This is a genomic window from Agrobacterium sp. P15N1-A, from assembly GCF_044626815.1.
GTDB classification, from domain to species: Bacteria; Pseudomonadota; Alphaproteobacteria; order Rhizobiales; family Rhizobiaceae; genus Agrobacterium; species Agrobacterium leguminum.
This window is the reverse complement of sequence record NZ_JBIUPF010000003.1, coordinates 1-25,651: the sequence shown is the minus strand read 5'-3', so window position 1 is coordinate 25,651 and position 25,651 is coordinate 1. Positions and strand designations below refer to the sequence as shown.

Below are 25,651 nucleotides of genomic sequence, written 5' to 3'. Positions count from 1 at the left end.
CTTACACCGCCGGGAAAATCTTCGCCCGGCGGATGATGACGGAACCGCGGTCACCGGCGGCGACGTCGTTTTCCGGCGGCACGTCGAATTCCAGAAGGTCGCCGCCATCGGTGCTGGCGATCACCCGCCGCTCGCCCGCGCGGTCGAGAACCCGCGCCACAGAGGCCGGAATGCCCTCATGCAGATCTTCCCACTCCAGATCGCCGGGGCGGGCATAGATGTCCACCGCGCCATCGCCTTGCGCGTAGGAGAAAGGCAGCTCGTTATCGCCGACATAGACCTTGCCGCCGCGCGCCACGCCGGACACCCGGTTGGCATCGCCCAGAAAGCGCATGACGAAGGCGCTGTTCGGCTGGCGGCAGACCTCCTTCGGCGTGCCCTGCTGCACGATCTCGCCCTGATTGAGGATGACCACACGGTCGGCAAGATCGAGCGCTTCTTCCTGGTCATGCGTCACGAAAATCGTGGTGATGCCGAGCGAATCGTGGATCTCGCGCAGCCAGCGGCGCAGGTCGCGGCGCACATTGGCGTCCAGCGCCCCGAAGGGCTCATCGAGCAGAAGCACCTTCGGATCGACCGAAAGCGCACGCGCCAGCGCCACGCGCTGCCGCTGGCCGCCGGAAATCTGCGCCGGGAAACGGTCGCCCAGGCCATCGAGCTTTACCAGCCGCAGAAGCTCCTCGACGCGGGCATCGATCGCCGCCTTGTCCCGCTTCACTTTCGAAACCTTCATGCCGAAAGCGATGTTTTGATGCAGGGTCATATGCGGAAAGAGCGCGTAGTGCTGGAATACGAAACCGACGCCGCGGTCCCGCACCGGAATATTTGTCGCGTCCTCGTCGCCGAAAAAGATACGGCCGCCATCGCTATATTCGAGACCGGCAACCATGCGCAAAATCGTGGTCTTGCCGGAACCTGAGGGACCGAGCAGCGCCAGAAGTTCGCCGCTTTCGATATCCAGCGAAACATCGCGCACGGCGCGGAAGGTATCGAAGGTCTTCACCACATTTTCGAGGCGGATTTTCATGGGAATCAGGTCTCCGTGGCGATGGCGGCATCGCCGTTGGTCTTCTTGGCCCCGCGCCCCGCGCCGCGCCGTTCCAGCGCCACCTTGGCGATGATGGTGACGACGGCGAGCAAGGCGAGGATGGAGGCCGAGGCGAAGGCGCCGGCCGTCTGGTAATCGTGGTAAAGCAGCTCGATATGCAGCGGCAGCGTATTGGTCTGGCCGCGAATATTGCCCGATACGACCGATACCGCACCGAATTCACCCATCACGCGGGCGTTGCACAGCACGACGCCGTAAAGCAGCGCCCATTTGATGTTCGGCAAGGTGACCGAAAAGAAAGTGCGCCAGCCGGATGCGCCAAGCGAGGTCGCCGCCTCCTCCAGATCGCGGCCCTGCGCCTGCATCAGCGGGATAAGTTCGCGCGCCACGAAAGGTGCGGTGACGAACATCGAGGCGATGACGATGCCGGGCAGCGCAAAAAGTATCTTGATGTCATGTGCATCGAGGAACGGGCCGAACAGCCCCTGCAGCCCATAAACGAAAAGATAGGCGACACCCGCGACGATGGGCGAGATGGAGAAGGGTATCTCGATCAGCACCAGCAGGAAACGCCGGCCGGGGAAATCGAACTTGGTGATCGACCATGCGGCCGCAACACCGAAGGCCGTATTGACCGGCACGGCGATCAGCGCCGTCAGCACCGTCAGCATGATGGCGTGGCGGGTATCGGGATGGGTGATGGTGGCCGTATAGGCCTTCCAGCCCTGCGAAAACGCCTCGACGCCGATGATGATAAGCGGCGCCAGGACCAACAGGGCGCCGATGACCAGCACAAAAGAAATCAGGCTGCGGCGAACGAAAGGCGCGTCACCCACGCGTGGCGGTTTGCGATGTGAAGAAACGGTGCTCATCTCTCAGCCCCTCACCGTATAACGAAGCGCACGCGCCTGCAGATAATTGGTCACCGCCAGCATCACGAAGGCGGTGATGAGCAGCACGGAGGCGATGGCGGCGGCGGCCTGATAGTCATATTCCTCCAGCCGGATGAAGATCAGCAGCGCCGTGATTTCCGTCGAAAACGGCTGATTGCCGGCGATGAAGATGATCGCCCCGAATTCGCCGAGGCTGCGGGCGAAGGAGAGCGACAGACCGGCGAGCAACGCCGGCGTCAACAGCGGCAGGATGATCTTGCGGAAAATTTCGAGATCGGAACCGCCGAGCGATTGCGCCGCTTCCTCAAGCGCCGGATCGAGGTCTTCCAGCACCGGCTGCACGGTACGCACGATGAAGGGCAGGCTGGTAAAGGCCATCGCCACCATGATGCCAAGCGGCGTGTAGGCCACCTTGACGCCGAATTGCGAAAGCACCGAGCCGAACCAGCCATTACCTGCGAACAGCGTCGTCAGCGCAATGCCGGCAACGGCGGTCGGAAGCGCAAAAGGCAGATCGACAATAGCGTCGACAATGCGCCAGCCGGGAAAGCGGTAACGCGTCAGCACCCAGGCGAGCGCCAGCCCGAAGATGACGTTGAACAGCGTGGCGGCGAGCGCGCAGAGCACGGTAACACGATAACTGGCCACGGCGCGCGGCGAGGAGATGATCGACCAATATTCGGCAGGGCCGAGGCTTGCCGCCTTGAACACCAGCGCCGAGAGCGGCAGAAGCACGATGATGGCAACGTAAGTCAGGGTAACGCCAAGGGACAATTTCAGCCCCGGCAGAATATTCCGCTTCAAACCCCGCCCCCCATTCATCAAAAAGCGACCCGGCGGTTTCCCGCCGGGTCTTTTACCTGTTGCGTATCGCTGTGATTAACGGCTGCCGTAAAGCGTATCAAGCGTCGCGCCGGATGCAAAATGCTCTTTCTGGATTTTGTCCCAGCCGCCGAAGACATCATCGACGTTGACGAGGCGAATCGCCGGGAACTTGTCCTTGAATTCGCCGACGACCTTTTCATTGTGGACACGGTGGCCGAATTCGGCGGCGATGCGCTGGCCTTCCTCGGTATAGAGGAAATCGAGGTAGCTCTTCGCCAGATCGCGCGAGCCGCGCTTGTCGACGACCTTGTCCACCACGGCGACCGGGAATTCGGCCAGCAGGCTGACGGAGGGCACGACGCCCTCCACCTTGTCTGCGCCATATTGCTTGGCGATGCCGCGGGTCTCGGCTTCGAAGGTGATCAGCACGTCGCCGATTTCACGCTCAACGAAGGTGGTGGTGGCGGCGCGGCCTCCAGTGTCGAACACCGGCGTATTGTCGAAGATTTTCTTGACGAATGCCTGAACCTTCGCGTCGTCGCCGTTGAACTTCTCCTTGGCGTAAGCAGTGGCGGCGAGATAGGTGTAACGGGCGTTACCCGAGGTCTTCGGATTGGGGAAAACGATCTTAACATCGTCGCGGGCAAGATCGTCCCAGTCCTTGATACCCTTGGGATTGCCAGCGCGCACGAGGAACGACGGGAAGGAGTAGAAGGGCGATGCGTCGTTCGCAAAATCCTTCTTCCAGTCGGCGGAAACGAAGCCCTGCTTCACCAGAAAATCGACATCGGTGACCTGATTGAAGGTGACGACATCGGCTTCCAGACCCTCGACGATGGCGCGCGCCTGCTTGGAGGTGCCGGCATGCGACTGATCGACGGTGACACCCGGATGCAGCTTGATGAACGCCTCGTTCTCGGCCGCAAAAACTTCGCGGGCGACATCGTAGGATGCGTTGAGAATGGTGGTCGGAGACTGCGCCTGCGCCGCACCTGCAAAAAGAGCGGCAATGGCAGTACCGATAATGAGAAGACGTTTCATGAATACCCCCGGCAATTCGAATGGTGCTCAACATAGCGGGCGGCGCCAACGCCCGCGAGAAACAGCCATGCTTTCCGGGCGCGCGGATTGGAAATTTCGCCCAAAGAATGTCCGCTCCACAGGCGATGATTTCATATACGGCAAGAAGCCGGATTTCTTTTGCGCCGACCTAAAGACGATGATCTGGAAACAGATTGCCGGAATGCGCGGCAAGATAAGGCGCAATGTCCTCCTCCCTCACCTCCTCCAGCCGTGCCGGTTGCCAGCGGGGATTGCGGTCCTTGTCGACCAGCGCCGCACGCACGCCTTCGTAAAAATCATGCTGGCGCAATATTTCCGTACCGGCGGCATATTCCCGCTCCAGGCATTCGATGAGGCTCGCGCTTTCCCGGCCGAGACGCAGCAGCTTCAGGGTCAGTTTCAGACTGGTGGGGGAACGTTTTTGCAGGACCTCGAGAGTTTCGCGCGAAAACGCATCCTGGCGCGCCGAAAGCGCGGCGACAATCTCCTCGACCGTGTCGAAACGGAATGTCGCGTCGATGATATCCCGATTTATGGATAAAACGCCTTCACCGGCCTCGACGGCGCGCGCCGTGATTACCGTTTCGATGCTGGCTGTATCCGCCGCTTGCGACACGTCTTGGACCAACCCGTCGAGACGGTCCGAAGGAACGAGATAGTCGGCAAAACCGGCATAGATGGCATCGGCAGCGGTAACGGCATTGCCCGTCAACCCCAGCCAGGTGCCGCATTCGCCCGGCGCCCGTGGCAAAAGCCAGGAACCGCCGACATCCGGGAAATAACCGATGCCGGTTTCCGGCATGGCGAGTTTTGTGCGCTCCGTGACGATGCGGTGGCTGCCATGGGCTGAAATGCCGACACCGCCGCCCATGACGATGCCGTCCATCAGGGCGATATAGGGTTTGCCGAAGCGGGCGATGCGATAGTTGAGCGGAAATTCTTCCCGCCAGAAATCAAGCACCTGCGGGTCGCCCGCCTTGCCGAGATCGTGAATGATGCGGACATCGCCCCCGGCGCAAAGCCCCCTGTCGCCTTCCCCTGTAAGAACCACACAGGAAACACCGGCATCCTCTTCGAAACGCTGAAGCGCCTGAAACAGGTCGCGCACCATTGGCAAGGTCAGGCTGTTGATGGCCTTCGGGCGGTTGAGGCGAATGATGCCTGCCCCTCCCCGTTTTTCGACGATGACCTGCGCATCCGCTTCCATTCTCTGTTCCAAGACCGCCTCCTCCGCTGCCCATTCATCCGGCCATCTTGGCGGCCCCGGCGCGATCACGCAACGTTGATCTTGTTCTGCGGGAACGTCTTTCGCTCAAACCGCTTTAACGGGGAGAAAATGCCGGAAATCCGCTTTCGCAATGCAGCATGTTTGCTTGACGCCCGGAAAATCATGGCATGTAATGGGTTCTGGAAATGCCGGCATTGATTCCTGTCGAGCGTGTGCCGGACCAAGCGGAATGTCGCCTTCTCATAGGCGCTGTAAACAGCAACGGGAGACGAGCATGCAGGTTTCGGAACACGAATGGATCAGTAAACGGGCATATACACTCTGGGAAAAGGAAGGCCACCCCCATGGGCGCGACGCGCACCATTGGGAACAGGCCAAGCATGAATTTTCGCTGCTGAAGACATCGGAAGCGACGAAACCCGCAACCCGCAAGAAGGCCGCTCCCAAGGCCGCTGCTGCAGAAGCCTCACTGGATGCCGAAGCCCCGGCAAAACCCAAGGCCCGTGCCCGCAAGGCTGCTGTGACGAAATAGGGATTCGCGTCGGTAAGCTGACGCCACCAATGAAAAAAGCCCGACGAAATCTCGCCGGGCTTTGTCTGTTTAGCGTGGGTCACAACCCGGATCGCCGACCCGGCAGCCATCCCGGAGATTTTCCGACGCAGGCGCCCGGCGCGGGTCATCCCACTGGCGACGCTCGGCAGGAAGCCGTCCCTCATTCTGACTTGGCTGACGATCGCGATTGCGATCCCGGCTTTCATCTTCGAAGCGGCGGCGGTCGTCGTCGCGACGCGGCCTGTCCTGATTTCTGTCACCCTGATTCCAGTCGCCGTAGCGACGTTCCCAGCGGCCGTCGTTCGGGCCACCCTGACGGGGATCACGCCACTCGTCGCGGCGACCATCACGCCAGTCGTCCCGGCGGCCGTCACGCCACTCGTCACGCGGACGTGGGCGGTCCCAGCCGGCACTCGGAGGCGGGGCGTTCCAGTAACCGCCGGACGGCGGCGGACGGCGCCAGCGGTCGCGCTCGCGGTAGAAGTCGCGGTCGCGATAATAGCGGTCCCAATAACGGCCGACTTCGAAGGTGATCACCGGCACGCCGAGATCGCGGTAATAACGCGGTTCGACATAGACCCGGTTTTGCCGGTAGGTCGTGGCGATATAACGCCCGGCCACCCAGCCGCGGCCGCCCACGAACGAGACATCGCACCACGGCGTATCGGACAAGCAGCCGTGCACGGTGAGCGGCGCGCCATTCGGGATAACCACGACGGCCGGATAGGCCGTGCTCGGGCCGGAGCGCATATTCACATTCGCGGTGGCGAAACCCCGCGTCGCAGCTTCGGCAAGTGCCGGCGCGGCGAGCATGGCCACCAGCGCAATTGCGCCAAACAGTTTTTTCTTCACTTCTTTCTCCTCAAGCAAAGGCCCGCTTTGCCCTTGTCGGCATCCACCATGTTCGATGGACGAGTATGCGTTCCGCATACTGCCACGATCGGAAAATACGCGGTTCTGCATGAACGCAGCATGAAACAAATGAGACGCCCCATCAGTTCCACCTGCGGCAATGAGCGCCCGATAAATCGCCGCCCGAATGGACCGCCGGTCTTGACTTCGGGGGGCAATCGTCCGACTTCAATGCAACAGCAATATGGAGCAGAACCATGAGCGAAACCGCACAGACGACCGTCGACCAGAGCGAAGTGGATCGCTTCTCCGCGATGGCTGCGGAGTGGTGGAGCCCGACCGGCAAGTTCCGCCCGCTGCACAAGTTCAATCCGGTGCGGCTCGAATATATCCGCAACCGTATCTGCGAGAATTTCGGCCGCGACCCGAAGGCGCACCGCCCGCTGGAAGGGCTGCGCATATTGGATATCGGCTGCGGCGGCGGCCTTCTCTCCGAACCCGTTGCACGCATGGGCGCGGATGTGGTGGGCGCCGATCCCTCGGAAAAGAATATCGGCATAGCCTCCACCCATGCCCGCGAAAGCGGGGTCAGCGTCGACTACCGCGCCGTGACCGCCGAGCAGTTGCAGGAAGCCGGCGAAACCTTCGACGTCATCCTCAACATGGAGGTGGTCGAGCATGTGGCCAATGTCGATTTCTTCGTCACCACCTGCGCGAAAATGGTGCGCCCCGGCGGCCTGATGTTCGCCGCAACCATCAACCGCACGCTCAAAGCCCGGGCACTGGCGATCTTTGCCGCCGAAAACGTGCTGCGCTGGCTGCCGCGCGGCACGCACCAATATGAAAAGCTCGTTCGCCCGGAAGAACTCGAGCGGCCGCTGGTGGCGAGCGGCATGGATATCGTCCACCGCACCGGCGTCTTCTACAACGTGCTGCAGGATCGCTGGAATCTTTCGCCGGATATGGACGTCAACTACATGATGCTGGCGAAGCGGCCGGCGCAGGGGTAACGACGGGCGCTATTTGCGTGAGGTCGTCCTAAAGAAATTCAGTTGACGTCGTCGGGCAAAACGGGCAGCGGCGCGATCTCGATACCCTCGTCCAGCAGGGCTTTGGCGTCCTGCGCCGAGGCATTGCCGATGATGCCGCGCTCATCCGCTTCGCCATAGTGGATCTTGCGGGCTTCTTCGGGAAATTTATCGCCGACATCTTCGGCATTGGCGCGGATATTGGCAACGGCCTCGCGGATTTTCGCAAGGGCCTCTTTTCGGGCGGTATCCATGGCGAGCGTCTGGCGTTCGTCTTTCTTGCGGGCGGTGGAAACCGAAGGCGCCATCAACAGCTTGGAGACCTGCACGGAATTGCAGACCGGACAGGACAGGAAACCGCGCTGCAACTGATCGTCGAAATCGTCGCTGCCGGCAAACCAGCCTTCGAACTCATGGCCCTTTTCACAGGCCAGCGCATAACGGATCACGCCGCTTCACCTCCGGCAGGTTTCAGGGGAATAACCGTGTCCAGACCGAACTCGCGGGCATTGCGCAGATTGGGAATCTTTCCACGCGCAGCCGCAACGAGTGACGTATCGATGTCGGCGAAGATGATTTCCTCTCCGGCGCCCCCAGCAATGGCCAGAACCTTGCCCCATGGGTCGACGATGATGGAGTGGCCGAAGGTCTCCCGCCCGTCCTCATGCACGCCGGCCTGCGCGGCGGCGATGACGAAAGCGCCGTTTTCGATGGCGCGGGCGCGTAGCAGGATTTCCCAATGGGCCTCCCCCGTCTGTCGGGTGAAAGCCGCCGGGACGGTCAGAACCTCCGCACCTGCCAGCGCTTCCGCGCGGAAAAGCTGCGGGAAACGAACGTCATAGCAGATTGCGAAGCCGAATTTCCCCAGCGGAAGTTCGGCGATGCGCGCCACTTCGCCGGGTTGATAGGCAGCGCTTTCACGCCAGCTTTCACCATTGTCGAGATCGACATCGAACATGTGGATCTTGTCATAGCTGCAGATGCGCGAACCATCCGGCGCGAAGAGAAAACCGCGATTGGCGATCTTGCCATCCGGGCGGGCAATGGCCGTGGAACCGATATGGACATGAATTCCGAGTTCGCGGGCAAGACGGGCGGCCGTCGCAACGATGATATCGCCATCGTCATCACGCAGTTGCGCGCGCAGCGCCTGCCTGTCCTTCTGGATCGCGCCCGTCATTTCCGGGGTCTGCACATAAACGGCGCCCTCGGCCGCGGCCGCACGCACCAGCCGTTCCATATCGGCGGCGTTTCTTGCCGGATCGACGCCGGAGCGCATCTGAATGGCGGCAGCCTTGAAACTCATCACATCCTCCATACCCGCGAGAATCGCGGCCGATCAGGCGGCCAGCAGCGCGTCCAGTTTACCGGCGCGCTCCAGCGCGTGCAGATCGTCGCAACCACCCACATGCTGGCCATTGATGAAGATTTGCGGGAACGTCGTTCCGCCCGATTTTTCGATCATCTCCTGCCGGTATTCCGGTGTCGTCGTGGCGTTATATTCGGCATAATCCACGCCCTTGCTGTCCAGCAGCGCCTTGGCGCGCGCGCAATAACCACAAAAATCCCGCGTATAGATCGTCACCGGTGCCATGTTTTCAAAGCCCTCGCAAACGTGCGGTAAAACGCACGATAAACTCATGTCATTCAGGTTTCATATAGGCCCGGAAATGGCCATTGCAAAGGTCAAAACCGTCACATCCGCGGCACCGGCCCTGCGCAGGGCGCGGCTTGCCGCACCCACCGTCGCGCCGGTGGTGTAGACGTCGTCCACCAGTACCACGCGCCTGCCACGAACATCGGTTTCCCGGCCGGGCGCGAGCGCGAAAGCGCCGCGCACATTGTCCCGCCGGGCAAGCGCGGAAAGTCCCACCTGCCGCTCTGTCGGCTTCACGCGCAGCAGCGTGCCGGCAAGCAAGGGCTTGCCGGAGGCCCTGGCCAGATGCCGCGCCAGTTCGGCGGATTGATTGAAGCGGCGGCGCAGGAAACGGTTGCGATGCAATGGAACGGGCACGATGCAATCGCAGGCATCCACCGTTCCGTCGCTTGCCCTCAGCATCCACAGCGCCATCAGGCGGGCGAGATCGGTCCGGTCCTGATATTTCAGCCGGTGCACCAGCTTGCGGGCGATTCCCTCATGGCTCGCGACGGCGCGCAGCCGGTCAAAAGGCGGCGGTTCGGCAATCGCCTGCGCGCTCACGAAACCGTCTCCGTGATCCCGCGCGAAGGGAAAGCCCAGAACCTCGCAAAAAGGGCGATCGATAAAGGCCACATCGCGCCAGCAATCCGCGCATAAGGCGCCCTCGTCGCCGGTCATGCGGGTGCAGCCCGCGCAGGTTGGCGGGTAGACCATACGAAAGACCGCACGCCACATGTCTCCCGCCGCCGCCGGCACGGCCGCAGACTTCGACAGCAAACCTGAAAACAGACTTTCACCAGCACCCATGAGGTTGACTTTACCGCCGAACGGGTGCCTTTGCGAGAGCGATAGTTCCCTCCCGACACCGGGAAAACGATGCCCCCAGCGGCATGAGACCAACGATACGGCCCGCCGATCCCGAAGGCGTTTGAGGCCGAGCAGGCAAGACGATGGATATTCTCTTTGACCAGGCCCTGATCGAACAAAACCGTCGCCGGGCGTGGAACCGGCGCGACGACAAGGCCCTGTTTCTTCTCGATATGGCGGCCGAAGAGCTGGCCGACAGGCTTGCCATCGTCGAGCGCCAGTTCGAGACCGCCATCGAACTTCACGGCGGCACCGGCGTCACCGCCCGGCGGCTGGCGGAAACCGGCAAGGTGGATAGCATTCACCGTATCGAAACCGAGAGCTGTTTTGCGACGGATGCGAATATTCCCGAGGCGGCTTCCATGGAGCATCTGCCGCTTGAAGAGGCCTCCGCCAACCTCATCGTTTCACCGCTTGCCCTGCATCTGACCAACGACACGCCCGGCGCGCTGATCCAGATCCGGCGGGCATTGAGACCGGACGGCCTGTTTCTCGGCGCCATCCCCGGCAGCGGCACCCTGCAGGAACTGCGCGACGTGCTGCTGACCGCAGAGGCGGAGCTGACCGGAGGCGCCAGCCCGCGCGTCATTCCCTTCGCCGATGTGCGTGATGTCGGCGCGCTTTTGCAGCGCGCCGGCTTTGCGCTCCCCGTGACCGATGCGGAAAGCTACACGGTGCGTTACGATTCGATCTTCCCGCTGATGCGCGACCTGCGCGCCATGGGCATGGCCAATCCGCTGGCAAGCCGCAGCAGAAAACCGCTCAACCGCGCCTTTTTCCTGCGCGCAGCGGAGCTTTACGCCGAGCGATATTCCGATCCTGACGGGCGGATAAGGGCGACATTTTCCATCATCTATGTATCGGGCTGGGCGCCGCACGAAAGCCAGCAGAAACCGCTGAAACCCGGCTCCGCCAAGGTGCGGCTTGCCGATGCCTTAAAGACAACCGAGGTGAAGCTGTCCTGAGCGGTCAGCTTACGGGATCAACTGGGCAAAAATGTCTGCAATGAACTGAAACACGGCATTGATATTGCTGCTAACATTGGATGCGCCGGCGATGAGGGCGGCGGAGAGCAGCCCCACGATCAACCCGTATTCAACCGCTGTCGCAGCGTCTTGGTTTTTGTAGAAATTGATTAAAAAATGCAGCACACGATATTCCCGATCCGCCATCCGGTGCGTTGCGATAACCGGCATCCGCCCTGTTGAAATGCGCTCTATCCTAGGTCGGCGATGTGAGGAATCCGTTACCTTTGATGGTAAACGATCAGCAACCGCTCTCGTTGCTATAACCCGTGACCACGCAGGGCATTTCCGGCATCGGCTGGGTGATGCTGCGACGGATCGAATAGGTCTTGCCCACATCGGTCTTCTTGATGGAGCCCGTGCTGATCATGTCGTAATTGTCAGGAAACTGCGCCACCCGCGTGGAGGATTTTCCGGCAAGCATGGGAGTGACGATGAGCGAGAGCGCGATAACCGCCGTGCCGAAAAGCAGCGCCACATTGAGCACGCCGGTGCGACGGGATTTGTCGGAATACAAGTGACGACCTTCCACCGTCTTCCAGAAATCCTCGTTCATGACCAACCTCGTCTCGCGCAGTTTACCGCTTCTTTAGCTTAACAATCTGCCAGAGGGTGCTGAACGATCTCTTAACACAGCCCCGTTTTGGCACGGCAAAGCGCTGCAAACGGGGCATTTTCACGAAGCTGTGACGGGATAATACGCGAGGACCTCGGGGGCTTCCCGATTTTATAGCAGATCCTGCAGGAAGGGTATGAGCGGCTCATCGGCCGGCGGCATGGGGTAATCGCGCAGGGCCTGCGGCTTCACCCATTTGATCGCCTGCCCTTCCCGGCCATGCGCAATGCCCTCATAACGGCGGCACACGTAAAGCGGCATCAGGAGGTGAAAGGTCTCATAGGTGTGGCTGGCAAATGTCAGCGGCGCGAGGCAGGCGACCTTGGTTTTGATGCCCAGCTCCTCGTCCAGCTCACGGACAAGGGTTTCCTCCGGCGTCTCGCCATGCTCCACCTTGCCGCCCGGAAATTCCCACAGGCCCGCAAGCGACTTGCCTTCCGGACGCTGCGCCAAAAGAATGCGGCCATCCTGATCGAGAAGGGCGCAGGCGGCGACCAGCAGGATTTTTTTGCCTGCCTCGCTCATTCACCGGCTCCCTTGCGCCAGTAACGATAACGATAAGCCTCGGAGAAGCCGAATTTTTGATAAAGGGCGATCGCCGGCGCATTGGTGGAAACCACCTGCAGCCAGGCGGTTTTTGCGCCGCTTATCCTGGCCCAGCGCAACGCGGATGACAGGATCTGCGTGCCGAGACCCTTTTTACGCTGCGATTTTATAACGTCGAGCGAGAGAATGCCGGCGAGATCGTTATCCTGCACGCAGATCACCGTCGCGAGCGGATTGCCTTCCACTTCCTCATTGATGAAGAGGCCGAGCGCCGGCTTGATGGAGCTGACGATTTCCGCAATCGCCGGACGGAGCGCCGGGTCGCCATCGCTGACCTTGATGCTCGCCTCGATAAAACGGCCGATATCGTGGCTCGGCAGACTGACCAGCGTTTCGGGCAGTTCCATTCCCGAGAGATCGGCCGTCATGACCGTGACCTCTTCGAAAACGGACCAATCGTCATTCGAGAGAAATTCTCTCAGCTGCGGCGGCATCAGCGTCGTTTCGCGCACTACCAGCGGTCGGCCGAAATCTTCGAACCGCTTGCGCGCCTTTTCCAGCCGCACCGCGCTGTTTCCGTAATCGGACGGATCGAGCGGCACCACGCAGTTGATGCGCTTGGAGGGGTGCGAGCCCGTCAGGCGGATTTGCCAGCTACCGTCATAAATCACCGACGAGGCAGGCCATGCCCGGAAGCTGACGGCTTCCAGACGGCGAACCAGCGGCAGATTGACGGCCTTGTTGTCCTGCATTCTCTTCGGCTCCAACGGTCAGCTCCGGTAGTCGCCGTTGATCGCAACATATTCTTTCGTCAGGTCGCAGGTCCAGACGGTGGCCGTTCCCTGACCGAGACCGATATCCACCTTCACCGGAATGTCTTCGAGACGCATCACCGCGCTGGTTTCCGCCTCCGAATAATCCGGGTCACGCTCGCCGTTGACGGCCACGCGCACGCCGCCGAACCAGATGGCCAGCCGATCGCGGTCGGCCATTTCGCCCGACTTGCCAACGGCCATGACGACGCGGCCCCAATTGGCGTCTTCGCCCGCAACCGCGGTCTTCACCAGCGGCGAATTGGCGATGGAGAGGGCAATCTTCTTGGCGGCGGCATCGTTTTCCGCGCCTGTTACGGTGACTTCCACCATCTTGCGCGCGCCTTCGCCGTCACGAACCACCTGCAAGGCGAGGTCCTTCAGGAGATCGTTCAGCGCGGTGCGGAAGCCGGCAAGGCGCTCGTCATCGGCGCTCGTTACCTTCACCTGGCCGTCTTCAGCGGCAGCACCTGTCGCAAACAGCATCAACGTATCGGAGGTGGAAGTGTCGCTATCGACCGTCACAGAATTGAATGTCGGGCCAACACCGGCAGACAGCAGCGACTGCAGGGCGGCGGGCTCGATATCCGCATCCGTCACCACGAAAGAGAGCATCGTCGCCATGTCCGGCGCAATCATGCCAGCACCCTTGGAAATGCCGTTGATCGTCACGATCACGCCGCCAATCTCGGCGGTACGGGTCGAAACCTTGGGATAGGTATCGGTCGTCATGATCGCCTTGGCGGCTTCCTGCCAGAAATCCGCTTCCGCCCTGACATTCATGTCGCCGAGAACGCCGGCAAATTTCGAGGCATCCAGCGGCTCACCGATCACGCCTGTCGATGCCAGAAACACCTCGCTTTCGGAGCAGCCAACAGCGGCAGCGGCGGATTTCGCCGTCAGTTCGGTCGCGGCCTTGCCCTTGACGCCGGTAAAGGCGTTGGCATTGCCGGAATTGACCACCACGGCGCGCGCCACGCCGCCGCCCAGATTGGCGCGGCAGAAGTCGACCGGGGCGGAAGGGCATTTCGATTTGGTGAAGACACCGGCGACGCTTGCCGGCTTGTCGAACACCATCAGCAGAACGTCGGTGCGGTTCTTGTACTTGATGCCAGCGGCGGCCGTCGCCATGCGAACGCCGCGCAGCGCAGGCATGTCGGGATAGGATTTCGGAGCGAGCGGGGAAACGGCAACGGACATGGGAAGCGCCTGAAATTCTGGAAATGGGAAGTATGGAAATGCCAGAGATGAAACGGGGCGGCCTTTAAAGCCGCCCCATAACAAGGGTAATTCTTACTGCTGCGGCTGCGGCTGAGCCTGCTGTTCCTTCGTGGCTTCGTCGTAGCCCTTCTTCAGCGTCTCATCCATGATTTCGATCTTCTGGTCGGCCTTTGCCTTCTCGATGAGGGCAACGTACTTGTCACGCATGACAAGCTGACGAACCTGCGGCTCGACCTGCTCGAAAGCCGGCGGCGGCGCGATGCGCTTGTCTTCGAGCTTGATGACGTGGAAGCCGAACTGGGTCTTCACCGGAGCCTTGGTGTAAGCGCCTTTTTCGAGGCCGAAAGCGGCTTCTTCGAATTCCGGCACCATGCGGCCCTTGCCGAACCAGCCGAGATCGCCGCCGTCATCCTTGTTGGAATCGGTCGACTTTTCCTTGGCGAGCGCGGCGAAATCCTTGCCCGAATCAAGCTGCTTGATGATGTCCTTGGCTTCGTCCTCGCTGGCGACGAGAATGTGCGCGGCCTTGATTTCCTCTTCCTGCGGCAGGGCTGCGACTTCCTTGTCGTAGCGGGCCTTTACTTCGTCAGCAGTAACGGCATCGACCACATGCTTGCGGAAATAGGCGTTGTGCAGCTCACGGTCCTGGATGAATTCCATGCGCTTCTTGAAATCTTCAGTCTTTTCCAGACCTTCGGCGCTGGCGTTCTTCACCAGAAGCTTGACGTCGATCGCGCCGGAAAGGGCTGCAACCTTCTTCTGCTCATCGGGAAGCTGCGCGAGCTGCGGGTCGAGGTTGCTCATGGCGAGGTCGAGTTCGGACTGGTGGATTTCCAGATCGCCGACCTTGGCGACAACCTTGTCTTCCTGTGCAAAAGCCGGAAGCTGGAGGCCGAGCGTGGCCACAATCACCGCAGCCGCAATTTTATTATAGCGCAACATTTTGAACCTTTCGGGGACAATGCCGGCTCCAGACATGGTTTCCGGCTCTGAAAAAACTTCCAAACACCGGATTGTGGCCATTCTGTAACGGGCAGAACCGTTGACATCATTTGCCCCCCCTCTTATCTGTCACGCAACCTCGCGTCCAGATACGTTGAAGGGCGAAGTCCGTCATTTATGCTGAAATCGGCGTGACGGAGAAAAGCGCCCGGCAAAACGGAATTTCAGAAAGGGCCAGTAAGATGGTCAGTCTCGGCGGAATAGCCCGCAAGTTGTTCGGTTCGGCAAATGACCGCCGCGTCCGCTCCTATAAAAGCAAGATCGCAGCCATCAATGCGCTGGAAGAAGCCACCAAGGCGCTCTCCGACGAGGCGCTGGCGGCCAAGACCGCTGAGTTCCGCCAGCAGCTTGCCGATGGCAAGACGCTGGACGACCTGCTGATCCCGGCTTTCGCCGTCGCCCGTGAAGCGTCGCGCCGCGTTCTGCATATGCGTCCCTTCGACGTGCAGCTGACCGGCGGCATGATTCTGCATGGCGGCGCCATCGCCGAAATGAAGACCGGTGAAGGCAAGACGCTGGTGGCGACCCTTGCGGTCTACCTCAACGCCCTTGCCGGCAAGGGCGTGCATGTCGTCACCGTCAACGACTATCTCGCCAAGCGCGACGCGGCCACGATGAGCAGGCTCTATGGCTTCCTCGGCCTGACGACCGGCGTGATCGTCCACGGGCTGGACGACGACCAGCGCCGCGAGGCCTATGCCTGCGACATCACCTACGCCACGAATAACGAACTCGGCTTCGACTATCTGCGCGACAACATGAAATACGACCGCGCCCAGATGGTTCAGCGCGGCCACAACTACGCGATCGTCGACGAAGTCGACTCGATCCTGGTCGACGAGGCGCGCACGCCGCTCATCATTTCCGGCCCGCTGGACGACCGTTCCGACCTTTACAACACCATCGACGCCTTCATTCCGCTGCTGACGCCGGAAGATTACGAAATCGATGAAAAGCAGCGCTCGGCCAACTTCTCCGAAGACGGCACAGAAAAGCTCGAGAACCTGCTGCGGCAGGCGGGCCTCCTGAAGGGCGAATCGCTTTACGACGTCGAAAACGTCGCCATCGTTCACCACATCAACAATGCGCTGAAGGCCCACAAGCTCTTCACCCGCGACAAGGACTATATCGTCCGTAACGACGAAATCGTCATCATCGACGAATTCACCGGCCGCATGATGCCGGGCCGCCGTTATTCCGAAGGTCAGCATCAGGCTCTCGAAGCCAAGGAAAAGGTGCAGATCCAGCCGGAAAACCAGACGCTTTCCTCCGTTACCTTCCAGAATTATTTCCGCATGTACGAAAAGCTGGCCGGTATGACCGGTACGGCTGCAACGGAAGCGGAAGAATTCGGCAATATCTACGGCCTCGACGTCATCGAAGTGCCGACCAACCTGCCGATCCAGCGTATCGACGAGGACGACGAGGTTTATCGCACCGGCGAGGAGAAGTTCCAGGCGATCATCACCGAGATCAAGGCGGCGCATGAACGCGGCCAGCCGGTTCTGGTGGGCACGACCTCCATCGAAAAATCCGAGCTTCTGGCGCATCTCCTGCGTCAGTCCGGTTTCTCCGATTTCCAGGTCCTGAACGCCCGTTACCACGAGCAGGAAGCCTATATCGTCTCGCAGGCCGGCGTTCCGGGTGCGGTTACCATCGCCACCAACATGGCTGGCCGCGGTACCGACATCCAGCTCGGCGGCAACGTCGACATGCGGCTTGAGCGCGAGCTGGAAGGCATGGAGCCTGGCCCCGAGTTCGATGCGAAGGAAGAAGCCATCCGCGCCGAGATCAGGGTGCTGAAGGAAAAGGCACTTGCCGCCGGCGGTCTTTACGTCATCGCCACCGAACGCCACGAAAGCCGACGCATCGACAACCAGCTGCGCGGCCGTTCCGGCCGTCAGGGCGACCCGGGCCGTTCGAAATTCTACCTGTCGCTTCAGGATGACCTGATGCGCATCTTCGGTTCCGAGCGCATGGACTCGATGCTGCAGAAGCTCGGCCTGAAGGAAGGCGAGGCAATCGTCCATCCGTGGATCAACAAGGCGCTGGAGCGCGCCCAGAAGAAGGTCGAAGCCCGCAACTTCGAGACCCGCAAGAACCTTCTGAAATATGACGACGTGCTGAACGACCAGCGCAAGGTGATCTTCGAACAGCGTCTCGAGCTGATGGAAGCCGACAATATCGGCGAAACCGCAGCCGATATGCGCCATGAAGTGATCGAAACGCTCGTCACCAAGCATATTCCGGAAAATGCCTATGCCGAACAGTGGGATATTGCAGGCCTGAAGGCCGGCATCGCCCAGTTCCTCAACCTCGACCTGCCGGTTGAGGAATGGGCCAAGGAAGAAGGCATCGCCGAGGACGATATTCTCCAGCGCGTCACCGAGGCCGCCGACAAATACGCCGCCGAGCGCGCTGATCGTTTCGGCCCCGAGATCATGACCTATGTGGAACGCTCGGTCATTCTCCAGACGATCGACCATCTGTGGCGCGAACATATCGTCAACCTCGACCATCTCCGCTCGGTCGTCGGTTTCCGCGGTTATGCCCAGCGCGACCCGCTGCAGGAATACAAGGCGGAAGCCTTCGAACTGTTCCAGGCGCTGCTCGCCAATCTGCGCGAGGCCGTTACCGCCCAGCTGATGCGCGTGGAACTGGTGCAGCAGGAACCGCAGCAGCCGGAACTGCCTGAAATGACGGCGCATCATCTCGACCCCAATACGGGCGAAGACGAAATGGCGCTGGGCCAGCAGGCCGCGCCCGCCGCCTTCGTGCCGGCCGAGGATCGCGATCCGGAAAACCCCGCCACCTGGGGTCGCATCGGCCGCAACGAAATGTGCCCCTGCGGCTCCGGCAAGAAATACAAGCACTGCCACGGCGTTTACGAACAGGCCTGAGGCAGTTCCGGACAGACAAACGACATCGCCCGCACCTTCGGTTGCGGGCGATTTTCGTTACACCCCTCGATCGCTGTTGACGGATATCGGCACTTTCCAATATGGGAGCCTGATCGTCTTCCGGAAAACGCTTTCATGGCCCCTCGCGACTTTGCCGCTTATGTTTTTCTCGCACTGGCGTGGGGAATGTCCTTCCTGCTGCTTTTGCATGTCGTCGAGGCCTTTGGCTGGATCGGTGCGGTCACGCTCCGCTCTCTCGTCACCGCCATCACCCTGTTTCTGATCGCGATTGCGGCGCGCCGAAAGCTTGCATTTTCCGCCAGCTGGCGTGCCTTTGCCGTGGTCGGCGCCACAACGGTTGCGGGACAGTTGATCGGCCTTTCCTATGCGACGCCGCTGGTGGGCACCGCCATGGCGGCCATTCTGGTGGCCACCATCCCGCTTTTTTCCATGCTCATCTCGCAGGTCTGGGGACTTGAACGCCTGACGAAACAGGGCTTTGCGGGTCTCGTCATCGGCTTTGGCGGCATCTTGCTGCTTGTCGGCTTCCCCGCTGTGCCCGTCACGACCGGCTTCATCATCGGCTGTGCCGCCGCCCTTGCCGCCTGCATCTGCGCCGCCTATGGCAGCAATTATGCCAGCCGTTATCTCAAGGGCGTGGGTTCCTGGGAGATCACCATCGGCTCGTTCCTGACGGGCGGCCTGATGACATTGCCGCTTCTTCTGGCCGTGCCCCTGCCCGGAACGCCCCGCCTCATCGACTATGGATATCTTCTGGTGCAGGCAGTGGTGATGAGCGGGCTCACCTACATCACTTATTTCCGTCTCGTTTCGGTCATCGGTGCGACGAGGACGATCAGCGTGGAATTTGCCGTGACCGTCGTGGCAGTGCTCATCGGCGCGCTGGTGCTGGATGAGCCGCTTTCACTTCCCCAACTCCTCGGCGCCGGGATCATCATTCTGGGCTGTGCGCTGGTCCTCGATCTCCTGCCCCGGAAAAAGGCTCCGCCCACACCCTCCGGGGCGTGAAGGGTTTATTAGCGTTTTCCACCAATAGTCGTGCTGGTCATTGCTGATTACACGGGATCGCGCTTGCGGCGCGAGGGAAAAATGCAACCGGGCAAATCTGACTACGAGCATTATTGGGACCCGCTAAGGGCGCTTCTCATGCTGCTTGGCATTCCCTATCACGCCTCCCTGCTCTACAGCCATGTTTTGCCATGGGACATCAAGGATTTCGACACCAGCCCGCTTCTGAGCGCGCTAGGTGCTGCGCTTTCCACCTTCCGCATGCCGGCATTCTTTCTGGTGGCCGGCTATTTCTCCACCATGGTCATCGGCAAGAAGGGCAAGATGCGCTGGCTGAGGCAGCGTTTCCTGCGCCTCGGCGTGCCCTTCATCGTCGCCATTCTTCTGCTCGGGCCGTTGCAGCTTTTCCTGCTGCAACTGGCCGGCGTCGCCAAAGGCGATATCCCGGCCGACCGGCTGCTTGCGAGCCTGCCCGGCCTGCTGCGCCCGAGCGAACAGTGGATCATGCATCTATGGTTCCTGCCGGCCCTCATCTTCTATTCGATCCTGCTTGCCGGCCTGCTGTTTCTCGCGGAACGTCCGCCACTGGCCTATGTGAGAGACTGGTTCGGCAGCCTGCGGCAGCGGCATACCACCCTGTTTTTCGCAGCACTCTGCCTCGTACCCGTTGTGTGGGAATTGATGATCTACGGATCCGGCCTGCTTGCGGCAAAGAGCGGAAGCGGCCTTTTTCTTCTCTATGAACGCGCTTCCGACCCCTATGCGCGCTACCTGCCATTCTTCCTCATCGGCGCGCTGCTGCACCGTGACCGCGCCCTGTTTCACCGCTTTCGCCAGACGGGTCTTCTCACCGGCGTCATCGCGGCGGGCGCCATCGCGACGGCGGTGATCCTGCGCCTGCAATATCCCTTTTCGAATTCGGCCCTGCTGGTGCTGGTGTCGGCAATTGCGGCGGTGGCGGCAAGCCGTCTGTTGATAGACCTCGCCTGCCGCTATTTCGACAGGCCGAACCGGCTTGCCAGACGCATGACGGATGCGTCCTTCACCATCTACCTGTTTCACCATCCGCTGATCTACGCCTTCGGAACGCTGTTCATCCTCATTGCGCTGCCGCCCATACTGGAATTTACCATCATCGTCGCGGCCACCACGGCAGTCGCCTATCTGCTGCATCAGGCGATACGCCTCAGCCCGCTCGCCCTTTTCCTGTTCAACGGCATTCGCAAGCCACGCAAGGCGGACGATATTGGCACACAGGCCGGCGCGTCCCAAACCCTTCGTTAAGGATGAAGCGCGTATGATCGGCCTGCCTATTCAACTGGAAATGATGGCGTGTGGATCATGGCTATCCTCAACACGGCGGAAAAAGCCTTACCCGCAGGCCTGCGCGCGACGCTTTCGCCGCTGGTAGCGAAAGTCGCCGTCGTTCTTTCCGGCGGAGATGAGGTCTCCCGCGCGCAGCGCATGGCGCTGGTTGCGTTTGCGGTGCGTATCGTCAGCGCCGGTATCGCCTTCATTTCCCAGATCATCCTTGCCCGCCTGATGGGTGAATTCGAATATGGCCTGTTCGCTTTCGTCTGGGTTCTGGTGATCCTGTTCGGCAATCTTTCCTGTCTCGGTTTTCACACCACCGTCATTCGCTTTTTACCCGGCTATCGTCTGGAGGATGCCCATGACAAGATCATGGGGCTGACCTCGACAGCGCGTGTCTTCGCCATGCTTTCGGCCAGCGCGCTTGCGATTTTCGGTTTCGTTTTCCTGTATTTCTTCGGCGAAAGCATCGCCTCCTATTATCTCATTCCCGTTTCACTGGCGCTTTTCACCCTGCCGATGGTGGCGCTGGGCGATGTGCTGAACGGCACCGCGCGCGCCAATGGCTGGGCAGTCTCAGCACTCAGCCCCACCTATATCGTTCGCCCGGTGCTGATCCTGCTGTTCATGCTGGTGGCAATCGGTCTCGGTGCGGAAAAAACCGCAACTACGGCAATGCTCACGGCCCTTCTTGCCACCTATGTCACCACGCTTTTCCATTTCGCCTTCATGAACCGCAGGCTCAACCGGCATTTCCGCAGCACGGCCCGCAGGGTGCATTTCCGCCACTGGATAAGGTTCGCCTTCCCGATGTTCCTGATCGACGGCATCGGTTTTTTGATGACCAATTCCGATGTGGTGATTGTCGGGCTTTACCTGCCGCCGGATCAGGTGGGCATCTATTTTGCCGCGGCAAAGACCATCGTGCTGATGCAATTCGTGTTTTTCTCGGTGCAGGCGGCCGCCGCCCCGCGACTGGCCGCCCTGATGTCGGCCAATGACAGGCAGGGGCTCGCCGGTTTCGCCAGCCAGGCCGCGCGCTGGGCCTTCTGGCCGTCGCTCGGCGTCGGCAGCGTGGTGCTTCTGGCCGGTCCGTTCCTGCTGTCGCTGTTCGGTCCCGGCTTCGTTCAGGGCTATGAGCTGATGTTCTTCCTTTTCGCCGGTTTCCTCGCCAAAGCGCTGATCGGCCCGGGGGAAACATTGCTGAACATGGCCGGCAAACAAAAATTGTGCGTCGTCCTTTATATTATTATCTTCGGTTGCAACATTGCACTCAACATGGCGCTCATTCCGGTCTATGGTCTGGCAGGGGCCGCGGCAGCAGTGGCGATAGCCATGGGCATAGAAGCTGTGCTATTGCATATTGCCATTCGCCGCACACTCGGGATCGTCCTTTTTGCCTTCAACGATCCCCGGGCGGGTCAAAACACTGGGAAGGCGGTGTAACGATAAGCATGTCCAGCGATCCAAAGAATCCGGATTTTCAGGACCCGCGCATCGCGGCACTGATGGCGTCTGCGGAGCGTGACCGTCCCGTGGCCGACAGCAGCCGACGCGTGGGCCGCGATGGCCGGGAATTCTGCATCTATCCGGGTCAGCTCGGTTATGACATGCAGGAAGAACTCGACTTTCTGTCCAACCGCGTCATGGAGGCGAATGTCTTCTTCACCGGAAGGCTTCTCGCGCCCGCCATGCCGCGCATCGACGACAAGTCCGTGCGCTTCGCCCTCATTCGCGATGAGAATGGCGCCAGAAGCCGCATGCGCTTCCTGATGCCCTTTACCGTGGAAAAGCCGGGCTTTTCCATCGGTCCCTCCATCATTCGCGTCTGGGCCAATCCATTCGGGCCGCTCGGCACGCCGCTGGTCGACACGGAAGGCGCTGCCGAAACCCTCGACAATCTTTTCGATGCGCTTTCCGATAGCAACATGCGTCTGCCGAATGTTCTGGTTCTGCCGGATGTCCGGCTGGAAGGGCCGTTTGCCCGCATGTTCAAAGCCATCGCGCTCAGCCGCAACCTGCCGGTGACGACGACGGGCAATTATTACCGGCCGATGCTGGAAAGCCTTCTCGATGGCAAGGCCTATCTGCGAAACGCCCTTGCGCCGCACCATTTGCGCGAAATGAACAGGCAGTGGCGTCAGCTCGAAAAACTTGGGCCCCTCTCCTATACCGTTACCCGGCAGCCAGCGGACGTGCGTTACCGCATGGAGGAGTTTCTGGCGCTGGAGGCGAGCGGCTGGAAAGGCCGCAAACGCACCGCGCTGGTCAACGACCGTTATCGCGCCGCCTTCGCCCGCGAGGCGATCACCAATCTGGCCGAAGCGGATGCGGTGCGTATCCACACCATCGATCTCAATGGCAGCGCCATCGCCTCCATGGTCGTCTTCATCACGGCGGGCGAGGCCTACACGTGGAAGACCGCTTTCGACGAGAGCTATGCGCAATTTTCTCCCGGCAAGCTGCTGGTGCAGAAACTCACCGACTGGCATCTGGATGACGCCAATATTCTGCGCAGCGACAGCTGCGCCGTGCCCGATCATCCGATCATGAGCCGCTTCTGGCAGGAGCGTCAGGAAATGGGCACGCTGGTCGTCGGGCTTGCCCAGAACAGCGACCGGGACGTGCGGCAGGTTTCCACGCAGGTGGACATGTACCGCAACACCCGCAACCTCGCTCGCAGCCTGCGGCAGAAGATTCTGTCCTTCGGCCGCAAGGGCAATTGATCCGAAGGGCGCCAGCGGCGCCCTTCGAAATTTCCGACACGGACAAAGCCTGCTTCAGCGCGAAGCCGTCCGGATCATCTTGCACAGTTGCGTCAGCGCCGCATCGTATCCGCCGCCCAGAATATCGACACAACGGCGGGCGAGCTTGATCTGCTCGGTCCGCGACATATCGTTATAGGCTTGCAGGGCATTGCGCATCGCGCCGGGAGACACCGTGCCCGAGCCGCCGGGATTGGTGGTGCTGCCGCCCGGATTTCCCGGCGTTCCGGTCGAACCGGAGCCGCCGATACCGACGCCGACGCCGAGACCGACACCACTCGAGCCGCCCACATTGGCCCCGACATTGGCATTGATGCCGTCCGAACCGCCAACGGAAGCGTTCACACCCGCATTGACGCCGCTGGAACCGCCGACGGATGCATTGACATCCGCATTAACCCCATTGCTGCCGCCGACCGATGCGTTGACATCCGCACCCAGCCCGCCGCCGCTCCTGCCGCCGACATCCGCACTGGCGTTAACGCCACTGCTGCCGCCAACGGAGGCATCGACCCCGAGCCCGCCGCTGCCATTGTCGCCAACACTGGCGTTAACCCCATTCTCGCCACCGATCCCGATATCCAGCGCATGGGCGTTGATCGGCAGGATCAGACAGGCAGACAGTAACAAATTGCGAGAAAAAGCCCTCATAATTTCCTCCCTATGAGTTTGGCCATTCCCGCCCCGCGTGGAAACTCCACCCTGACATCATAATTCAATTAGTAATTGCGTATATTCTAATTTATTAGAGGTGCCTAATATTACCCTAATGCCGCAACTGCAGGTGTCGCGATCCGGCACAGCAGCCCTCCGCACCATTTGGATCGGCGGCCCGGCGAAGACGGAAAACCGCGCGCGCAAACACGCGCAATTCAAAAGGATAAGTCAGCTTTGGGGTTGCACGCATGGCCTTGAGCATGATAGACGCCGTGGCATTACCACCGTTGCCCCAATGGCGGAATTGGTAGACGCGCCGCACTCAAAATGCGGTTCCGAAAGGAGTGCTGGTTCGATCCCGGCTTGGGGTACCATTACCTAGAAATTGGGTTGATTTTCCCGGATTTCACCAATTGGTGCGGCCCCTAACGAATTTCCCCAGAAACCCTCTTAGGGGGCGGATGCCCCTTAAGAACTTTCCCTGGCCGCTTTATGGCTTGACGCACACATTCCCCTAAATCCGAAAGCCAACTGGCTCAGCGCCCCAATCGGGTTCCGAAAGGTCCGGAACCAGTCCGACGTTTCGGCCGAAAAACTGCACCGCAGGAAAGCCGTTTTCTAAAAGGTACTGTTCGGCGTTTTCATCGCCCTTGAAGGCCTGCTGCACCTGGTCGTCCGGAGCCCCTTCGAAGAAGCCGAGTTCTAAGTCTTGCCCTTCAACGCCGAGGTAGATCATCGATCTAACGAGAAGATCATACGCTCCGCGATAGACGTTCAACGGGGCAGTTAAAATCTGGCTCTCTTCTACCAACCCGTTTTGGGCCATGCTGGCAAAGCTTTGTTGGATGCTGTTGGTATGTTTGATCTCGAACCGAACGAAGTCCGAGTTCCTTTTAAGCGTCTGACCGACTGGACGGTCGAAAGCCAGTGCTCCGAATTCCGGATCGCTGAATACGAGCGCTATCTGGAATGTGCTGACTTCGTCGTCACCTATCTCATCGTCAACTTGCGTAACATAAGCGCCCTCAAAATAGAGGTCCTGGGCCCGGTCAACGAAAAGCGCGTCTTGGCGACCAAAGTGGATGTAGATGGTTTCATCACCAGGCAGCGCCAGATTGCGCAGGCTAAAGTCCGAGATGTCGTTCTTCGGCAACTTCGGGATCAACGCGGATACGTCGAAGATCGAACACTGCTCACCGTGCAATACCGGCTCGGCGATCATCCTTAGAACCCTCACACGAGCTTCCATGTCTACAATCTGGTCGTCGGTTGCTCCCGACTGCTCAAAAGAATCGACCCACTGACCTATAGCTTCGCGTTGGCGGTCCAACCCGGGATCGGTAATGGCGATGTTCTTCTCGATGGCTACTTTCGCTTGAGCTGAGCGTTCGTATGCGGCTGCCGTGATAAACATGGTGCGTGCGGGGTGAGGTAAGTAATCCATGGGCGTCCTTTCAATCGTCCCCAGGATTGGGCGTGGCGTTGCAAGTGGCAAAGCTCAACTGGCAAAACCGCAGTCAGCAAGATCATTGACAAGTACACAATATCCATTATTCTGGATATATGGAAAACACATCAGCCATCAGTGCGCTCTCGGCGCTTGCCCAAACCACCCGCCTCGAAACGTTTCGCCTTCTGGTTCGTCATGAACCGCACCGGGTCTGCCGGAGGCTGTTTGGTTTAAGTTATGCGGCCATGGCTGGTTCGTCCAGCATGGCGTAATATCGCTCCTCGGCTTCGGCTGGCGGAATATTTCCAATGGGCTCCAGAAG

General features: G+C 60.4%; 26 protein-coding genes, 1 tRNA gene and 1 pseudogene. 10 read left to right on the top strand and 18 right to left on the bottom strand.

The window, feature by feature from the left end; translation table 11 throughout:
- Position 1: 1 nt before the first annotated feature.
- From ACIK7D_RS12085 to ACIK7D_RS12065, 5 genes are all read right to left on the bottom strand, one after another.
- A complete protein-coding gene (locus ACIK7D_RS12085; protein ID WP_080819287.1) occupies positions 2 to 1,027 on the bottom strand; it encodes a sulfate/molybdate ABC transporter ATP-binding protein in 1,026 nt (341 codons plus the stop codon).
- Between the two features lie 5 nt (positions 1,028 to 1,032).
- The gene (cysW, locus tag ACIK7D_RS12080; RefSeq protein ID WP_400156406.1) at positions 1,033 to 1,920 is read right to left on the bottom strand and encodes a sulfate ABC transporter permease subunit CysW; all 888 of its coding nucleotides are present in this window, start codon (positions 1,918 to 1,920) and stop codon (positions 1,033 to 1,035) included.
- 3 nt (positions 1,921 to 1,923) lie between these two features.
- Complete coding sequence (cysT, locus tag ACIK7D_RS12075; RefSeq protein ID WP_400156405.1) at positions 1,924 to 2,763, bottom strand: sulfate ABC transporter permease subunit CysT; 840 nt, start codon at positions 2,761 to 2,763, stop codon at positions 1,924 to 1,926.
- A 57-nt stretch (positions 2,764 to 2,820) separates the two neighbouring features.
- Positions 2,821 to 3,807 (bottom strand): thiosulfate ABC transporter substrate-binding protein CysP, encoded by a 987-nt coding sequence (gene cysP, locus ACIK7D_RS12070; protein WP_035264351.1) that lies wholly within the window; start codon positions 3,805 to 3,807, stop codon positions 2,821 to 2,823.
- A gap of 169 nt (positions 3,808 to 3,976) precedes the next feature.
- A complete protein-coding gene (locus ACIK7D_RS12065; RefSeq protein WP_400156680.1) occupies positions 3,977 to 5,035 on the bottom strand; it encodes an enoyl-CoA hydratase/isomerase family protein in 1,059 nt (352 codons plus the stop codon).
- 295 nt (positions 5,036 to 5,330) lie between these two features.
- Between ACIK7D_RS12065 and ACIK7D_RS12060 the strand changes: the two genes are divergently transcribed.
- Positions 5,331 to 5,588: a DUF2934 domain-containing protein gene (locus tag ACIK7D_RS12060; RefSeq protein ID WP_400156404.1), complete on the top strand. Its 258-nt coding sequence runs from the start codon at positions 5,331 to 5,333 to the stop codon at positions 5,586 to 5,588.
- Between the two features lie 69 nt (positions 5,589 to 5,657).
- Here ACIK7D_RS12060 and ACIK7D_RS12055 read toward each other — a convergent pair whose 3' ends face one another.
- Positions 5,658 to 6,461, bottom strand: coding sequence for an SH3 domain-containing protein (locus tag ACIK7D_RS12055; RefSeq protein WP_400156403.1), 804 nt, complete (start codon positions 6,459 to 6,461; stop codon positions 5,658 to 5,660).
- A gap of 257 nt (positions 6,462 to 6,718) precedes the next feature.
- Here ACIK7D_RS12055 and ubiG point away from each other — a divergent pair, with 257 nt between their 5' ends.
- Positions 6,719 to 7,471 carry a bifunctional 2-polyprenyl-6-hydroxyphenol methylase/3-demethylubiquinol 3-O-methyltransferase UbiG gene (gene ubiG / locus ACIK7D_RS12050; RefSeq protein ID WP_269313399.1) on the top strand — a complete coding sequence of 251 codons (753 nt, stop codon included), beginning with the start codon at positions 6,719 to 6,721 and terminating at the stop codon, positions 7,469 to 7,471.
- 38 nt (positions 7,472 to 7,509) lie between these two features.
- Here ubiG and ACIK7D_RS12045 read toward each other — a convergent pair whose 3' ends face one another.
- The 4 genes from ACIK7D_RS12045 to ACIK7D_RS12030 are packed head-to-tail and all read right to left on the bottom strand — an operon-like array spanning position 7,510 to position 9,935.
- Positions 7,510 to 7,938 (bottom strand): DUF1178 family protein, encoded by a 429-nt coding sequence (locus tag ACIK7D_RS12045; RefSeq protein ID WP_003522554.1) that lies wholly within the window; start codon positions 7,936 to 7,938, stop codon positions 7,510 to 7,512.
- Positions 7,935 to 8,795, bottom strand: a complete 861-nt coding sequence (locus tag ACIK7D_RS12040; protein WP_400156402.1) for a carbon-nitrogen hydrolase family protein — start codon at positions 8,793 to 8,795, stop codon at positions 7,935 to 7,937. Before ACIK7D_RS12040 ends, ACIK7D_RS12045 begins: the two co-directional genes overlap by 4 nt.
- Positions 8,796 to 8,828: 33 nt before the next feature.
- Positions 8,829 to 9,083, bottom strand: coding sequence for a glutaredoxin 3 (gene grxC, locus ACIK7D_RS12035; RefSeq protein WP_003522552.1), 255 nt, complete (start codon positions 9,081 to 9,083; stop codon positions 8,829 to 8,831).
- 60 nt (positions 9,084 to 9,143) lie between these two features.
- Positions 9,144 to 9,935 (bottom strand): ComF family protein, encoded by a 792-nt coding sequence (locus ACIK7D_RS12030; protein WP_400156401.1) that lies wholly within the window; start codon positions 9,933 to 9,935, stop codon positions 9,144 to 9,146.
- Between the two features lie 143 nt (positions 9,936 to 10,078).
- Between ACIK7D_RS12030 and ACIK7D_RS12025 the strand changes: the two genes are divergently transcribed.
- A complete protein-coding gene (locus ACIK7D_RS12025; RefSeq protein WP_400156400.1) occupies positions 10,079 to 10,960 on the top strand; it encodes a methyltransferase domain-containing protein in 882 nt (293 codons plus the stop codon).
- 9 nt (positions 10,961 to 10,969) lie between these two features.
- On the opposite strand, the gene ACIK7D_RS12020 is transcribed toward ACIK7D_RS12025, so the two are convergent.
- From ACIK7D_RS12020 to ACIK7D_RS11995, 6 genes are all read right to left on the bottom strand, one after another.
- Positions 10,970 to 11,191, bottom strand: coding sequence for a Flp family type IVb pilin (locus tag ACIK7D_RS12020; RefSeq protein WP_400156399.1), 222 nt, complete (start codon positions 11,189 to 11,191; stop codon positions 10,970 to 10,972).
- A gap of 70 nt (positions 11,192 to 11,261) precedes the next feature.
- Entirely contained in the window at positions 11,262 to 11,576 is a 315-nt protein-coding gene (locus ACIK7D_RS12015; protein WP_003522548.1) for a hypothetical protein, read from the bottom strand.
- Positions 11,577 to 11,747: 171 nt separating this feature from the next.
- A complete protein-coding gene (gene mutT / locus ACIK7D_RS12010; protein ID WP_003522547.1) occupies positions 11,748 to 12,161 on the bottom strand; it encodes an 8-oxo-dGTP diphosphatase MutT in 414 nt (137 codons plus the stop codon).
- Entirely contained in the window at positions 12,158 to 12,934 is a 777-nt protein-coding gene (locus ACIK7D_RS12005) for a GNAT family N-acetyltransferase (RefSeq protein ID WP_400156398.1), read from the bottom strand. The genes mutT and ACIK7D_RS12005 overlap by 4 nt, the downstream gene beginning before the upstream one ends.
- An 18-nt stretch (positions 12,935 to 12,952) precedes the next feature.
- Positions 12,953 to 14,194 (bottom strand): bifunctional glutamate N-acetyltransferase/amino-acid acetyltransferase ArgJ, encoded by a 1,242-nt coding sequence (gene argJ / locus ACIK7D_RS12000; protein ID WP_080819299.1) that lies wholly within the window; start codon positions 14,192 to 14,194, stop codon positions 12,953 to 12,955.
- Between the two features lie 93 nt (positions 14,195 to 14,287).
- Positions 14,288 to 15,157 (bottom strand): peptidylprolyl isomerase, encoded by an 870-nt coding sequence (locus ACIK7D_RS11995; protein WP_080858141.1) that lies wholly within the window; start codon positions 15,155 to 15,157, stop codon positions 14,288 to 14,290.
- Positions 15,158 to 15,399: 242 nt separating this feature from the next.
- Here ACIK7D_RS11995 and secA point away from each other — a divergent pair, with 242 nt between their 5' ends.
- The 5 genes from secA (at position 15,400) to ACIK7D_RS11970 (ending at position 23,183) form a co-directional block, all read left to right on the top strand.
- Positions 15,400 to 18,117 carry a preprotein translocase subunit SecA gene (secA, locus tag ACIK7D_RS11990; RefSeq protein ID WP_400156397.1) on the top strand — a complete coding sequence of 906 codons (2,718 nt, stop codon included), beginning with the start codon at positions 15,400 to 15,402 and terminating at the stop codon, positions 18,115 to 18,117.
- Positions 18,118 to 18,252: 135 nt separating this feature from the next.
- A complete protein-coding gene (locus tag ACIK7D_RS11985) occupies positions 18,253 to 19,146 on the top strand; it encodes a DMT family transporter (protein ID WP_137453795.1) in 894 nt (297 codons plus the stop codon).
- Between the two features lie 81 nt (positions 19,147 to 19,227).
- Complete coding sequence (mdoC, locus tag ACIK7D_RS11980; protein WP_400156396.1) at positions 19,228 to 20,430, top strand: glucans biosynthesis protein MdoC; 1,203 nt, start codon at positions 19,228 to 19,230, stop codon at positions 20,428 to 20,430.
- 57 nt (positions 20,431 to 20,487) lie between these two features.
- Positions 20,488 to 21,903 (top strand): Wzx-type polysaccharide biosynthesis protein UppV, encoded by a 1,416-nt coding sequence (uppV, locus tag ACIK7D_RS11975; RefSeq protein WP_262531330.1) that lies wholly within the window; start codon positions 20,488 to 20,490, stop codon positions 21,901 to 21,903.
- Positions 21,904 to 21,911: 8 nt separating this feature from the next.
- Positions 21,912 to 23,183 carry a GNAT family N-acetyltransferase gene (locus tag ACIK7D_RS11970; protein ID WP_080819304.1) on the top strand — a complete coding sequence of 424 codons (1,272 nt, stop codon included), beginning with the start codon at positions 21,912 to 21,914 and terminating at the stop codon, positions 23,181 to 23,183.
- Positions 23,184 to 23,237: 54 nt separating this feature from the next.
- Here ACIK7D_RS11970 and uppQ read toward each other — a convergent pair whose 3' ends face one another.
- Entirely contained in the window at positions 23,238 to 23,873 is a 636-nt protein-coding gene (gene uppQ, locus ACIK7D_RS11965) for a polysaccharide biosynthesis GNAT family N-acetyltransferase UppQ (protein WP_080819305.1), read from the bottom strand.
- A gap of 295 nt (positions 23,874 to 24,168) precedes the next feature.
- Between uppQ and ACIK7D_RS11960 the strand changes: the two genes are divergently transcribed.
- Positions 24,169 to 24,253: transfer RNA gene (locus ACIK7D_RS11960), tRNA-Leu, on the top strand.
- A gap of 140 nt (positions 24,254 to 24,393) precedes the next feature.
- Here the strand turns inward: ACIK7D_RS11960 and ACIK7D_RS11955 are convergent.
- On the bottom strand, positions 24,394 to 25,323 hold the full coding sequence (locus tag ACIK7D_RS11955; RefSeq protein WP_149741683.1) for a hypothetical protein: 930 nt from the start codon (positions 25,321 to 25,323) through the stop codon (positions 24,394 to 24,396).
- Positions 25,324 to 25,442: 119 nt separating this feature from the next.
- Between ACIK7D_RS11955 and ACIK7D_RS11950 the strand changes: the two are divergent.
- A pseudogene (locus ACIK7D_RS11950) lies at positions 25,443 to 25,535 on the top strand (transcriptional regulator); the annotation flags it as partial.
- Between the last annotated feature and the right edge of the window lie 116 nt (positions 25,536 to 25,651).